Origin of the sequence: Polaribacter sp. ALD11 (assembly GCF_002831685.1) — a bacterium.
In the GTDB taxonomy this organism is placed as follows: domain Bacteria; phylum Bacteroidota; class Bacteroidia; order Flavobacteriales; family Flavobacteriaceae; genus Polaribacter.
The window spans coordinates 2925541-2939230 of record NZ_CP025119.1 but is presented as its reverse complement, the minus strand read 5'-3'; the positions used below and the strand labels follow the sequence as shown (position 1 = coordinate 2939230).

Below are 13690 nucleotides of genomic sequence, written 5' to 3'. Positions count from 1 at the left end.
TGATATAAATTTAAGCTTCTATTTTCTGTAGCCAAGTTTTTACAGCAACTTCAGCTTTAATAATTTCTTTTAAATCAGAAATTTTTACACGTTTTTGCTCCATAGTATCTCTGTGACGAATGGTAACTGAATTGTCTTCTAAAGATTCATGATCTACAGTGATACAAAACGGAGTTCCGGCAGCATCTTGTCTTCTATAACGTTTACCAACGGCATCTTTTTCGTCATAAAAAACGTTAAAATCCCATTTTAAATCGTCCATAATTTTACGAGCAACTTCTGGTAAACCATCTTTTTTAACTAACGGAAAAATAGCCGCTTTAAATGGTGCCAATACAGCTGGTAATTTTAAGACCGTTCTTGTAGTTCCGTTTTCTAGTTCTTCTTCTTGTAAAGAATTAGAAAAAACAGCTAAAAACATTCTATCTAAACCAATAGAAGTTTCTACGACATAAGGTGTATAGCTCTTATTTTCTTCGTGATCGAAATATTGTAACTTCTTACCAGAGTGCTCTTCGTGTGCCTTTAAATCGAAATCTGTACGAGAATGAATTCCTTCTAACTCTTTAAATCCGAATGGAAATTTAAACTCAATATCTGCTGCTGCATCTGCGTAATGCGCTAATTTATCATGGTCATGAAAACGGTAATTCTCTGCTCCCATTCCTAAAGATAAATGCCATTTTAAACGCGTTTCTTTCCATTGATCATACCATTCTTTTTGCGTTCCTGGTTTTACAAAAAATTGCATTTCCATTTGTTCAAACTCACGCATTCTAAAAATAAACTGTCTTGCAACAATTTCATTTCTAAATGCTTTACCAGTTTGTGCAATTCCGAAAGGAATTTTCATTCTACCCGTTTTCTGTACATTTAAGAAATTTACAAAAATTCCTTGTGCTGTTTCTGGGCGTAAGTATAAATCCATTGCAGTTTCTGCAGAAGCACCTAATTTAGTACCAAACATTAAATTGAACTGCTTTACATCTGTCCAATTTCTAGAACCTGTTAAAGGATCTGCAATTTCTAGCTCTTCAATTAACAACTTTACATCTGCTAAATCTTCATTTTCTAAAGATTTCCCCATTCTTGCAAGAATGGTATTTATTTTTTCTTGATAGCCAACAACTCTTCCGTTTGTAGAGATAAATTCCTCTTTATCAAAAGATTCTCCGAAACGTTTTGCAGCTTTGGCAACTTCTTTTTCTATTTTACCTTCAATTTTAGCACAGTAGTCTTCAATTAAAACATCTGCTCTGTAGCGTTTTTTAGAATCTTTATTATCAATTAAAGGATCATTAAAAGCATCTACATGCCCAGAAGCTTTCCAAGTTTTTGGATGCATTAAAATTGAAGCATCAATACCTACAATGTTTTCGTGCATTTGCACCATTGCTTTCCACCAATAATCTCTAATATTTTTCTTTAACTCAACTCCGTTTTGAGCGTAATCGTACACCGCGCTTAAACCGTCATAAATTTCAGATGATTGAAATACATAACCGTATTCTTTTGCGTGCGATAATACTTTTTTAAAGTGATCTTCTTGTTTTGCCATAATGCTACAAAGATAAACGTTTGTAAAGATTTTTCAAGAAAAAGTTAATCGACTTTTTTACATCGATAAACAAAGGCTGGAGGTATGTTTAATGGTTCGAAATCTAAAGTAATAAATGTATTAAAAACTTTTTTAAGTTTTTTAAAATAAGACAAACTATATTGAAATTGGATGTAAGTACCCCCATTTTCTAAAACATCAAATGAACTATTTAAAATTTCTTTTGAAATTTTATCGGGAATAATTGTTAAAGGCAAGCTAGATACAATATGGTTTGTTTTGTCAAAACCTAACAAACTTAGTTCTTCCTTTATTTTTTCGGCAGAAGACTTAACTACAACTAATTGCGGATGCTTAAGTTCTAATAATTGTTTGTAAAAACAATTATTAATTTCAAAACAAATTAAGATTGCATTAGGTGGTAACCTGTTTAAAATATGTTTTGTAATTGCTCCATTACCAGGCCCTAGTTCAACCAAAACATTTACTTTAGAAAAATCTATTTCTTTGAGCATTCTATTCGCCAAAAAACGCGAACTTGGTACTACTGTGCCTACTATTTTTAGGTTTTTTACTGCTTCCTTAAAAAAATTTATTTTACTTGTCAATTGTAATTCTATGTTTATTATTTATCTTTCTCAAAAAACGCCTTGTAAAGATGCAATATTTAAAAGATTTCTTCCAACTTTTTTATCCTAAAATTTGTGCGAATTGTAATGAACAATTATTACAAAATGAAAAAGTAATCTGTACATTTTGTAGACATGATTTGCCCTTGACTAATTTTAAAAGCTATACAGATAATAAACTTTCAAAGATTTTCTTCGGAAGAGTAACGGTAGAAAAAGCCTATTCTTTATTATTTTTCAGAAAGGAAAGCATCACTAAGAATCTCATTCATGAGTTAAAATACAAAGGAAATGAAGAAGTTGGTGTTTTCTTTGGCAACTGGCTCGGAGAAATCCTCAATCAAAACAAGGAGTTTTCGACAGTTGATTATATTGTTCCTGTACCAATTCACTCTAAAAAAAAGAAAATTAGAGGTTATAATCAGGTTACTAAATTTGGCAAATGTTTAAGTAATCATTTAAATATTCCTTTTATTGAAGGAGTTTTAGTGAGAAAGTCATCAACAAAAACACAAACGCTAAAGACACGTTTTGAAAGATTTAATGATTTGGAATCAAAATTCTTTTTAACAAATACAGCTACATTTAAAAATAAACACGTTTTAATTATTGATGACGTAATTACAACCGGCGCAACTTTAGAAGCCTGTGCAATGGAACTTTTAAAAACTTCTGGAATAACAATTAGTATTTTAACAATGGCGTATACAGAATAAACTTTGTGACTTTAATATGAAAAATAAATTGTTAATTTGTAGAAAATTTACTGTTTGTGAAATTCCTTTATAAAACGCTTTTTTTATTAGTTTCTATCGCATTTATTTTTAGTTGTGCAAAAACGGGAAGACCAGATGGTGGCCCAAAAGATGAAGATGCTCCTTTATTTGTGGTTTCTAAACCACCTTATAAAACCATTAATTTTAAAAGTAAAGAGGTCGAATTAACATTTAATGAATTTATTAAATTAAAAGACCTAAACAAGCAACTGGTTGTTTCCCCTCCTTTAAAAAACCCTTTATTAGTAACACCACAAGGAACTGCAAGTAAATTTTTAAAAATTAAAATTTTAGATACCTTAGCATTAAATACTACCTATATTTTTAATTTCGGAAATGCCATTGAAGATAATAATGAGAGCAACAAATTAGAAGGTTTTAAATATATTTTCTCTACAGGAACTTATATAGATTCTCTAAAAACTTCTGGTACCGTTATAGATGCTTTCTTTAACAAAAAACCTAAAAAAACAAACATCGTCTTATATAGAATAGACAGTACATTTACAGATTCTATTATTTACAACAAAAAACCAAATTACGTAACTACAGCTTTAGACACAACTAAATTTGAATTCACAAATTTAAAAGAAGGAAAGTATCTTTTATTAGCACTAGAGGAGCGTTCTAGCGACTATATTTTTAATCCAAAAGTAGATAAAATTGGTTTTTATGCAGATACAATTACGCTACCTAAAGATAGCGTAATTACAAAACCAATTAAGCTATTTAAAGAAATTCAGCCGTATCGTTTTAATAGAGCAAAAGAAGTCTCTAAAGGTAAAATTCAGTTTGGTTATGAAGGTGAGATAAAAAACCTAAAAGTTGAATTATTATCTAAAGTTACTGATAGTTTTAAAAGTGCATCAAGGTTTGAAATGGATAAAGACACTTTAAATTATTGGTATACTCCTATTGCTGTAGATTCTTTAAACTTTGTTGTTTCAAATGATATTTTTCTAGATACAGTGACTGTGAAATTCCGAAAAAACAAGTTAGATTCTCTAAAATTATCACCTTCTACAAGCGGAACTTTACATTTAAGAGATACTTTTTTTATTAAGAGTAACAACCCAATTGTAAAAATAGACACTAGCAAGATCATTTTTGTAAATAAAGACACTTTAAGAGTTAAATACTCAAATTATATTTCAATAAAGGAAAATAAGATCGGTTTCCTTTTTGATAAAAATCAGAAAGAAAATTACAATTTAAAAGCTTTTCCTGGGGGTTTTACTGATATTTATAATATTAAAAATGACTCTATAAATTACAATTTTAAAACGGTAGAACTAGAAGACTATGGACGAATTACTCTTAATGTAATAAATACAACTTCTAAAAATATAATTATTGATTTGTTATCTGGTAAAGAAAATAAGGAAATTATTGAACGAAAATATGTTAACACTTCAGAAACACTTGTTTTTAATTTATTAGAGCCAAAAACATATACTATAAGAGCAATTGTAGACGATAACAATAATAGAATATGGGACACAGGTAACTACCTCCTTAAAAAATTGCCTGAAACCATAATTTATTACAAAGAAGAATTAAAGGTTAGAGCAAACTACTTTTTAGAAGGAAATACATTCACTATTAAAAAATCTGATTAAATTTCGTGCTTCCAAATATTTTAATATTTATTTGGTTTTTTACTTTAACCACCTAAATCGAGAAAGCCCTTTAACAATTATTTTTTGTAATTGTTTTATTCTAGAAATTAAGGCCCAACATTACACTCATGCCATTGGTGGTTTTGTTGGTTCTACTAGTTTACAAACAGATTACGATAGGAGAAGTCACTTCGAAAGTGAATTAAAAAACAAAGGATGTTATTTTTCGTGGCACAGTTTAACTACATGTATTTCTTTTCTGATAAAATAGACATCTTAAAAGCAGAAGTATTTGAAAACAAAAAGAATGAATGGTCTTAAATATGCAATTCTAAATCGTATATGACCTTAACTTTAACACACCTTTGTTTTATTAAAATTGCACTATTATTTAGAATTAATAAAGAAATTAGTAAGTGTTTTAGGGAATTTTAAAACATAAAGATCTGCAACCTCAATAGTGTGTTTTATCATTTTAGCATCTAAAAGCACCTTTTGTTTTACAGTTGGTGAAACCTTGTGCTTTGGTAGCATTTTTTTAAAGGGGTTACTCATTTTTTATAACTCTTCGTACAATTTAATAACTTTTGCTTTTGCTCTTTTTATTCTCATTTTAACAGCACTCTCACCAATATTCAAAATTTCTTTTATTTCTTTAATACTCATTTCTTCTTGGTATTTCATTAATAAAATCATTTTCTCTGAAGGATCTATTAAAGTTAACACCTTTGCTAATTTTTTAGATTTTAATTCTAATAAATTTGCCTCTTCAACTTCCTCAAAAGAGTCATTCTCTTTAATTTGATCTGTTACAACAGTTACTTTTTCTTTCTTTTTGTAACTATTTCTTTGTACATAATTCACACAAAAATTATATGTAAACGAATATAACCATGTAGAAAACTTAGAGGTTCCTTTAAATGTTTTTAGTTTAACAAATAATCTAACAAAAACATCGTGTACTAAATCTTCGGCTTCTTCTTTGCTTTTAGAAAAACTGTAACACTTATTGTAGACAACTGTAGAAAAACGATCATATAAGGTTGCAAATAATTCTGTATTATTAGTTCTAACTATTTCAAAAACTAAATCTTCATCGGTAATTTTTTCTACTATTGTATTCACTTTGGTTGTATTTATGACACTAAATAAATAAATAGGTCACACTTAAAAATTTAAAAAAGTTAAAACGTATTTTTTTCTCGGTGAATGGTCGAAAACTATCTTTTTAAAAAAAAGATAGTTTTTTTGTAACATAAATTACATCTCTTACGTATAAGTAGATGTAGCAAGAGTATTAATCCTTAAAACGTCACAGAGAATTTAAATGAGACAACTTAAAATTACCAAGCAGGTTACTAATAGAGAAACCGCATCGTTAGACAAGTATTTACAAGAGATTGGAAAAGTAGATTTAATTACTGCTGATGAAGAAGTAGAATTAGCGCAGCTTATTAAAGCAGGTGATCAAAGAGCTTTAGAGAAATTAACCAAAGCCAATTTAAGATTTGTTGTATCTGTAGCGAAACAATACCAAAATCAAGGATTAACTTTACCAGATTTAATAAACGAAGGAAATTTAGGTTTAATTAAAGCAGCAAAACGTTTTGATGAAACTAGAGGGTTTAAATTTATATCTTATGCCGTTTGGTGGATTCGTCAATCGATATTACAAGCATTAGCAGAACAATCTAGAATTGTACGTTTACCGTTAAATAAAATTGGCTCTATCAATAAAATTAACAAAATGTACGCTTTCTTAGAGCAAGAAAATGAGCGCCCACCAAGTGCTGAAGAAATTGCTAAGAAACTAGACATGACTGTTAATGACGTAAAAGAATCTATGAAGAATTCTGGTCGTCACGTATCTATGGATGCGCCTTTAATTGAAGGGGAAGATTCTAATTTATATGATGTATTAAACTCTGGAGAATCTCCAAATCCTGATAGAAAATTATTACATGAATCTCTAAGAATAGAAATTAATAGAGCTTTAGAAACATTAACCCCACGTGAGGCAGATGTTGTAAAATTATATTTTGGTTTAGGTGAACACCAACCAATGACTTTAGAAGAAATTGGCGAAACGTTCGATTTAACTCGTGAGCGTGTACGTCAAATTAAAGAAAAAGCAATTAGAAGATTAAAACATACTTCTAGATCTAAAATTTTAATGACTTATCTTGGATAATCATTATCAAAAATAAAAAACTAAAACTCTCGAATTCTTTTCGGGAGTTTTTTTTATTTGAAGCTATTTCCTGCTTTCACTACTCGCTTTTTTTATCCTAAAAAGGAATAAAAAAGAGCTCAAACAAACCGTTCAATCAGGGCTAAAACTATTTGCATATTTTAGAAAACTCTATTTAAGAAACAAATAGCATTCGTAGCAACTTTCCCTCAACTTTCACATAGGTCTATAGGACAGATAACGCTATCTGTTCTATAGACCTATTTATTAAATTAATAAAAATGTAAACTAAGACGGAATAAAAAATTACCCTCTCATTCTTTCTTACCATAACGAATTAATTATCTTTGCAAAATAAAATCACAACACAACAACAAACAAATGAGTAATTTAATTGCACCTTCAATTTTAGCAGCAGATTTTGCTAACTTACAAAGAGACATCGAAATGGTAAACAATAGTGAAGCAGATTGGTTTCATATTGATATTATGGATGGCGTTTTTGTACCTAACATTTCTTTTGGAATGCCAGTTTTAAAAGCGATATCTAAACATGCTAAAAAAACAATTGATGTACATTTAATGATTGTAAACCCAGATCAATACATTCAAACATTTGCAGATTTAGGAGCGAACATTTTAACGGTACATTATGAAGCTTGTACACATTTGCATGGAACAATACAGGCAATAAAAGCTACTGGCATGAAAGCCGGAGTTGCTTTAAACCCGCATACACCAATTGCCGTTTTAGAAGATGTTATTAAAGATTTAGATTTAGTTTGTATAATGAGTGTAAATCCTGGTTTTGGTGGACAATCTTTTATAGAAAACACCTATAAAAAAGTAAGTCAATTAAGACATTTAATCGATTTTACTGAATCTGGTTGCCAAATAGAAATTGATGGTGGTGTTACAGATAAAAATGCAAATGCATTAATTGAAGCTGGTGCAAATGTACTAGTTGCAGGAAGTTATGTTTTTGGTTCTGAAGATCCAACAGCAACTATTGCAGATTTAAAAAATATAATAGAGTAATTGTTATACACAGTTGTCGACATAGAAACTACAGGAAATGGATATAAAGGTTCTAAAATAACCGAAATATCCATTTTTGTTTTTGATGGGAAAGTAGTTGTAGATGAGTTTACTTCGCTTGTAAATCCCGAACAAAACATTCCTGCTTTTATTACCAATCTTACAGGTATTACAAATGCAATGGTAAGAACTGCACCCAAGTTTTATGAAATTGCCAAAAAGGTAGAAGAAATTACAAAAGACACTATTTTTGTAGCACATAATGTAAACTTCGATTACAACATTATTCATGAAGAATTTAAAAATTTAGGTTTTGCTTTTAAGCGAAAAAAATTATGTACAGTTCGTTTATCGAGAAAGTTAATTCCTGGTTTAAGTTCTTACAGTTTAGGTAATATTTGTACTTCAGAAAACATTCCTATAAACGGAAGACACAGAGCAAAAGGAGATGCAGAAGCAACAACAGAATTATTTAGAAGATTAATAGAAAGAGATGATAATTTCACCATCAATTCTTTTTTGAATCCAAAATCTAGACAAGCAACCTTACCTCCTCTTTTAGATAAAAAAATAGTTGACAATTTACCCGAAAAACATGGCGTTTATTATTTTAAAAATTCAGATAAAGAAGTTATTTATGTTGGTAAGGCAAATAATATAAAGCAACGTGTTATCAGTCATTTTTATGATAAAAAGAAAAAAGAGCAAACCATGTGTTTGGAAACTGCAGATATTTCTTTTACAAAAACAGGTAGCGAATTACTTGCGCTGTTGCACGAATCTGCAGAAATAAAACACATTTATCCGAAATTTAACAGAGCACAACGAAGAGCTGGTGAAGCTGTTGGTTTGTTTTCTTATGAAGATCAAAAAGGCATTATTCATTTAGCTTATAACCGATTGAAACTAGCTCCAAACCCTATGATGAAATATTATACTATTTCTGAAGCTAGAAACCATTTGGAACTACTATGTAAGGAGTTTGAATTGTGCCCAAAATACTGTCATTTACAAACCAATATTTCTAGCTGTTTTCATTATCAACTAAAAGAATGTAAAGGTATTTGTTGTGATAAAGAAACTGTAGCAAATTATAACAAGCGTGTAAAAGAAGCAATAAAATCGGTAGGAATTGGAGCAGAAAATTTAGTCATTAAAGAAAAAGGAAGAACCAAAAATGAAGTTGGTTTTGTACTAATTTTAGACGGAATTTATCAAGGTTTTGGCTATGTAGATGTACTTCAATCTGAACAATTAGAAAACCCTGAAGATTATCAATTTTTTGTGGAACCTAAAAAAGACAATAGAGATATTCAGAGAATTATTGCTGCATATTTAAAGAAAAATTAAAGTTTAAGCTTTTGAACTCTTTCAAAAAAGTCTTTTTTATAGGTATCTCCAATTGGCAAAGCTTTATTATTAACATAAACTGAAATCGAATCGGTTTTATGAATGTGCTCCATAGATACAATATAGGATTTATGCGTTTTTACAAACTGTTCCTTTGGTAAATATTCTTCAATATTCTTAAGTGTGTTGTGCGTAATAATTTGATTTTCTTTTAAATGAATTGCCACATAATTCTTTAAACCTTCTATGTAGCAAATGTCTTTAACATACACTTTTTCGAAGTTATTTTTACCATCGGTTTTAACAAACAAATAGGAATCAGATTGTGGTTTTATTTGTTTTTCAACAGAAATATTTTCATCTTTTGCTTTTAAAACGGCTTGATAAAAACGCTCAAATTCAAAAGGTTTTAACAAATAATCGATAGCGTTTAATTCATAACTTTCTAACGCAAATTGCGGGTAGGCCGTTGTAAAAATTATCTTGGTTTTACCTTTTACAATCTTAGATAATTGAATTCCTGTAAGTTCTGGCATTTGAATATCTAAAAACACCAAATCAACACCTCCTTTGTCAATTAAACCGAGTGCTTCTAACGGACTTACAGTAGAAGTTACCAATTCTAAAAAAGATACTTTGCTTACATATTTTTCTAACAACCTTATTGCTGGCGGCTCGTCATCAACAATAATACATCTTATCGTATTCATAAATTATTTATTAAAAGGTATTTTTAAAAAGGCCTTAAATGTTTGATTCTCTTCATTAAAATTCAATTCATAATCATCTTTATAAATAGCCTTTAAACGTCGTACTAAATTTTCTTTTCCAATTCCTTTATTACTATACTTCTCTGAGGAAGACACTTTATTTTCCGTAGTAATAGAAATATCATTATTGGTGATTTGAATAACTATTTTAGCCGGAGTTTCCTTTTTATTTGTAACACCATGTTTAAAAATGTTTTCAATAAAATGAATTAAAACTAATGATGGCATCTTCTGGTCAGCAACAATCCCTTCAATATTATACTCTAAAAATAAATAATTTTCAAAGCGTTTTCTATAGAAATAAATATAGTCTTCAATAAACTTTACTTCTTTGTTTAAAGGCATAAAATCTTGTTGTGCTTCGTACGTTACATAGCGCAGTAATTCTGACAAGCGATGTATATCTTTTGCTGCTTTTGGTTGTGTATCTACTAAATCTGTGTAAAAGGAATTCAAGGTATTAAACAAAAAATGAGGTTCTAATTGAGATTTCAAAAAACTTAACTCAGCCTTTTTATGTTCTAGTTGTAGTTGATTAATTCGATCTTGATTTTCGATATATTCAAAAAATAAATACAATGCAGTACTAAATAAAATTGCTTTTAATGCAAAATAAGTATTATCAAATGTATAGTATAAAAAGTTTCGTCCTGCTTCATAATAATTATGGTTTCCTGTTAATTGAAATAAAATTACTTCCTCTAATAAAAATCTAATAAAAGCGAAACCAAAGAATAAAATTAAGATACTTACAACATAAGATCCTATTCGTTTTTTAGACAAAGTCTTCGGACAAACAATAAAATAATTGATTACATAAATTGTATAAAAAGACACATAAAACATAATTTTACTATAAGCAAAAGACAGTTTAAAATTCTCCATAAAGCCCTCCATTCCTTTATACACATAATCTCCAAAAAAATCCATTATTAATATTACTACTGCTAATAATAAATGGTATTTCCAGTGTTGTTTCTTTAAATCCATACTACGAAAATAACCGTTTTATTATTACAAATTTTAAATTTAGGACGAAACCACTATTTCTTTACACAAACCCTTAAGAATGATCTTGAAATCTAAAAACTTTCGTTTTCCATGTTTCGTGGAATAAAATAGCAGGTTGATGTATTTTGAAGTTTTACGATTGACTATCAAACTAATTTAGCTTCAAATTAAAACAATAATCATGAAAAACCTAATCGTTACAATCGTATTCACTTTATGTTTAAGCTTTATTAATGCTCAAGAAATTACAATTAATGGTAAAATAACTTCAAAAGAAACAAACGAAGTTTTGCCTTACACAGCAGTTGCTACGTTTAACGCTACAACTAATAAATATATAAATTATGGTTATACAGATGAAAACGGATTTTATTCAATTTCATTAACCAAAACTGATTTTTACCTTAAAGCAGAGTTATTAGGTTACGAAAGTTTTAAATCTGAAGTTATTCAATATTCAAAAAACACAATAACGAGAAATATTGTTTTAAAAGAAGATGCTTCTGAATTAGATGAGATTGTTATTTTATCTAAAAAACGATTGATTAGAATGACTGGTGATAAAATGATTGTAGATATCGATAAATCTGGTTTAGGAAATGGAAATGATGGTTTAGAAACCCTAAGTAAATTACCAGGAATGCAACTTGATAAAGATGAAAATATCGTTTTTAGAGGAAATGCAAACTTGCAAATTATGATTGATGGAAAACCTGCATTATTAAAGGGTGATGAGTTAAAACAATTCTTAAAAACTTTAGATGGTTCTAATATAAAAACAGTAGAAATTATAGCAAATCCTTCTGCTAAATATGATGCTTCTGGAACTGGTGGAATTTTAAACATCAGACTTAAAAAATCTCCAAATACAGGGTTAACAGGAAACATCTATTCATCTGTAGGTTATGCTGAATTTATTAAAAATAGAAACGGAATTAACCTATACAATAACACCCAAAAATGGAATATGAATGCTGGTTTATACTATGGTTATAACGAATCTGTAAATCATAGAAAAATTATTCAAACCATAAAAGAACCAAATCAAACAACTGTTTTAGAACAACTTAATGATTGGTTTCCGAAAGGAGATAGTTACACTGCAAAATTTGGTGTTTCGAACAAAATATCCGAAAATGTAAATATTGGTACTTCTTGGAACTACAATATTTATAAAAGTGATGAACTTACAGAAGGTAGAACCAATCAATTTTACAATGACATTTACAAGCGTTATACATTGTTAAATACAACCCAACTGGGTAAAAACAAAACCATTACAGGAAATGTTTATTACAGTTTTGTTTCTGATAGTTTAGATACAAAATTAGACATTCAATTAAACTATGCAAATTATAATAACACAGAAGATCGATTAACAACAAACACTTATTTAAATACAGATGAGAACTCGTCTTTTAAAGAACAAGAAGCTATAAAGAATAGCAACCCAACTACCTATAACATCTTTAGTACAAAAATAGATTTTGAAAAAAAACTGAGTACATATATTAATTTAGAAACAGGTTTAAAATATAGTTATGTAGACAATAATTACAATATCATACTTAAAAATAGAGATTTAAATGGAGATTTTATTATAGATACAAATAGAAGTAATCATCTATTATATAAAGAATCTATTACTGCTGGTTATGCAATTGCAAATTTTTCTACCCAGAAATGGAATTTCCAAACAGGTTTAAGAGCAGAATACATAAATTATGAAGCTACTTCTGCAACAACAAACACATCTAACGCAGATAATTACTTATCATTTTTTCCTTCATTTAGTGTTAATGGAAATTTTGATGCCAATCAATACAAGTTTTCATACAGCAAAAGAATACAAAGACCACGTTACTTATATTTAAACCCTTTTTTCGAATATATAGACACTTATAATGTTTCTGTAGGAAACCCTAATTTAAAACCAGAATTTACAAATGCTTTCGAAGTTACTTGGGTTAGAAAATATAAAACTGCGCTTTCATTATTCGCAAACTTTACCAATAGCGGAATCTTTTATATTATTGATTATGATGAAAACACACAAATTACAACTACTTACTATGATAATATTGGGAAATCTACAAATATTGGAACTTCATTTAACACATCTATTGAGTTTACTAAATGGTGGGAAATCGTACTTTATGCAGATCTTTCTTATAATCAAGCAAAATCAGAAATAGAAAACTATCAATTTAATGATAGTAGCCTTAGTTGGAATGGAAGCATTAATCAATTATTCACTTTCAAAGATCATTTAAGTTTAAACTGGAATAGTTTTTATAGTTCTGGTGGAACGTACGGTAATAGCATATCTAAACCATCTTATGATATGTCTTTTGGTTTAAAAAAAGAGTTATTCAACAAAAAATTGCGTGTAAATTTAAAAGCTGATAACGTATTAAAGAAAAGTATGTATAGAAGTGTTACAACACAAGATAATATTTCAACTAATTGGACCAACCAATGGGAAACAAGAAAATTCACACTATCATTAACTTATAATTTTGGAAGTGGAAAGGAAAAATCTGTTAGAAACACTGATTTACAAGATGAAAAAAGTCGTTTATAATAGTGTTCTCATTTATTAACTTTTAAGCATCTCGATATAAATATTGAGATGCTTTTTTATTTACAGTCCTAAAAAAACTCTAATCAATAATCTACAAGACCACTATAAAGCTACATTCAGTTAAAATATCAAGTAAAAACTACCTTAAACTTTAAAGAATTAAC

At 28.8% G+C, this 13690-nt stretch carries 12 protein-coding genes; 6 read left to right on the top strand and 6 right to left on the bottom strand.

Features of this window, described 5'->3' with window-relative positions; all coding sequences use genetic code 11:
* Nucleotides 1–10 precede the first annotated feature (10 nt).
* Nucleotides 11–1558: a glycine--tRNA ligase gene (locus CW731_RS12890; protein WP_100947110.1), complete on the bottom strand. Its 1548-nt coding sequence runs from the start codon at nucleotides 1556–1558 to the stop codon at nucleotides 11–13.
* A 44-nt stretch (nucleotides 1559–1602) separates the two neighbouring features.
* Nucleotides 1603–2166: a class I SAM-dependent methyltransferase gene (locus tag CW731_RS12885; RefSeq protein ID WP_100947109.1), complete on the bottom strand. Its 564-nt coding sequence runs from the start codon at nucleotides 2164–2166 to the stop codon at nucleotides 1603–1605.
* A gap of 167 nt (nucleotides 2167–2333) precedes the next feature.
* Here CW731_RS12885 and CW731_RS12880 point away from each other — a divergent pair, with 167 nt between their 5' ends.
* Together CW731_RS12880 and CW731_RS12875 are read left to right on the top strand one after the other, a co-directional pair.
* Nucleotides 2334–2903, top strand: coding sequence for a ComF family protein (locus CW731_RS12880; protein ID WP_232734675.1), 570 nt, complete (start codon nucleotides 2334–2336; stop codon nucleotides 2901–2903).
* Nucleotides 2904–2959: 56 nt separating this feature from the next.
* Nucleotides 2960–4582, top strand: a complete 1623-nt coding sequence (locus tag CW731_RS12875; RefSeq protein WP_100947107.1) for an Ig-like domain-containing protein — start codon at nucleotides 2960–2962, stop codon at nucleotides 4580–4582.
* Between the two features lie 387 nt (nucleotides 4583–4969).
* Here CW731_RS12875 and CW731_RS15695 read toward each other — a convergent pair whose 3' ends face one another.
* A complete protein-coding gene (locus CW731_RS15695) occupies nucleotides 4970–5137 on the bottom strand; it encodes a hypothetical protein (protein WP_198519819.1) in 168 nt (55 codons plus the stop codon).
* Nucleotides 5138–5140: 3 nt separating this feature from the next.
* Nucleotides 5141–5707 carry an RNA polymerase sigma factor gene (locus CW731_RS12870; protein ID WP_232734674.1) on the bottom strand — a complete coding sequence of 189 codons (567 nt, stop codon included), beginning with the start codon at nucleotides 5705–5707 and terminating at the stop codon, nucleotides 5141–5143.
* 202 nt (nucleotides 5708–5909) lie between these two features.
* On the opposite strand from CW731_RS12870, the gene CW731_RS12865 reads away from it, so the two are divergent.
* From CW731_RS12865 to CW731_RS12855, 3 genes are all read left to right on the top strand, one after another.
* Nucleotides 5910–6773, top strand: coding sequence for an RNA polymerase sigma factor RpoD/SigA (locus CW731_RS12865; RefSeq protein ID WP_036827110.1), 864 nt, complete (start codon nucleotides 5910–5912; stop codon nucleotides 6771–6773).
* Between the two features lie 381 nt (nucleotides 6774–7154).
* Complete coding sequence (gene rpe, locus CW731_RS12860; RefSeq protein ID WP_100947106.1) at nucleotides 7155–7811, top strand: ribulose-phosphate 3-epimerase; 657 nt, start codon at nucleotides 7155–7157, stop codon at nucleotides 7809–7811.
* Nucleotides 7812–9161: an exonuclease domain-containing protein gene (locus CW731_RS12855; RefSeq protein ID WP_100947105.1), complete on the top strand. Its 1350-nt coding sequence runs from the start codon at nucleotides 7812–7814 to the stop codon at nucleotides 9159–9161.
* On the opposite strand, the gene CW731_RS12850 is transcribed toward CW731_RS12855, so the two are convergent.
* Together CW731_RS12850 and CW731_RS12845 are read right to left on the bottom strand one after the other, a co-directional pair.
* On the bottom strand, nucleotides 9158–9871 hold the full coding sequence (locus tag CW731_RS12850; RefSeq protein WP_100947104.1) for a LytTR family DNA-binding domain-containing protein: 714 nt from the start codon (nucleotides 9869–9871) through the stop codon (nucleotides 9158–9160). The two genes, CW731_RS12855 and CW731_RS12850, sit on opposite strands and share 4 nt — an antisense overlap.
* Nucleotides 9872–9874: 3 nt before the next feature.
* A complete protein-coding gene (locus CW731_RS12845) occupies nucleotides 9875–10921 on the bottom strand; it encodes a sensor histidine kinase (protein WP_100947103.1) in 1047 nt (348 codons plus the stop codon).
* 202 nt (nucleotides 10922–11123) lie between these two features.
* Here CW731_RS12845 and CW731_RS12840 point away from each other — a divergent pair, with 202 nt between their 5' ends.
* On the top strand, nucleotides 11124–13526 hold the full coding sequence (locus CW731_RS12840; protein ID WP_100947102.1) for an outer membrane beta-barrel family protein: 2403 nt from the start codon (nucleotides 11124–11126) through the stop codon (nucleotides 13524–13526).
* The last annotated feature ends 164 nt before the right edge of the window (nucleotides 13527–13690 follow it).

Bases quoted from the DNA above. Each gene is read 5' to 3' on its own strand.
- CW731_RS12890 (WP_100947110.1), bottom strand. From the start codon at position 1,558: ATGGCAAAACAAGAAGATCACTTTAAAAAAGTATTATCGCACGCAAAA.
- CW731_RS15695 (WP_198519819.1), bottom strand. From the start codon at position 5,137: ATGAGTAACCCCTTTAAAAAAATGCTACCAAAGCACAAGGTTTCACCA.
- CW731_RS12865 (WP_036827110.1), top strand. From the start codon at position 5,910: ATGAGACAACTTAAAATTACCAAGCAGGTTACTAATAGAGAAACCGCA.
- rpe (WP_100947106.1), top strand. From the start codon at position 7,155: ATGAGTAATTTAATTGCACCTTCAATTTTAGCAGCAGATTTTGCTAAC.
- CW731_RS12850 (WP_100947104.1), bottom strand. From the start codon at position 9,871: ATGAATACGATAAGATGTATTATTGTTGATGACGAGCCGCCAGCAATA.
- CW731_RS12845 (WP_100947103.1), bottom strand. From the start codon at position 10,921: ATGGATTTAAAGAAACAACACTGGAAATACCATTTATTATTAGCAGTA.
- CW731_RS12840 (WP_100947102.1), top strand. From the start codon at position 11,124: ATGAAAAACCTAATCGTTACAATCGTATTCACTTTATGTTTAAGCTTT.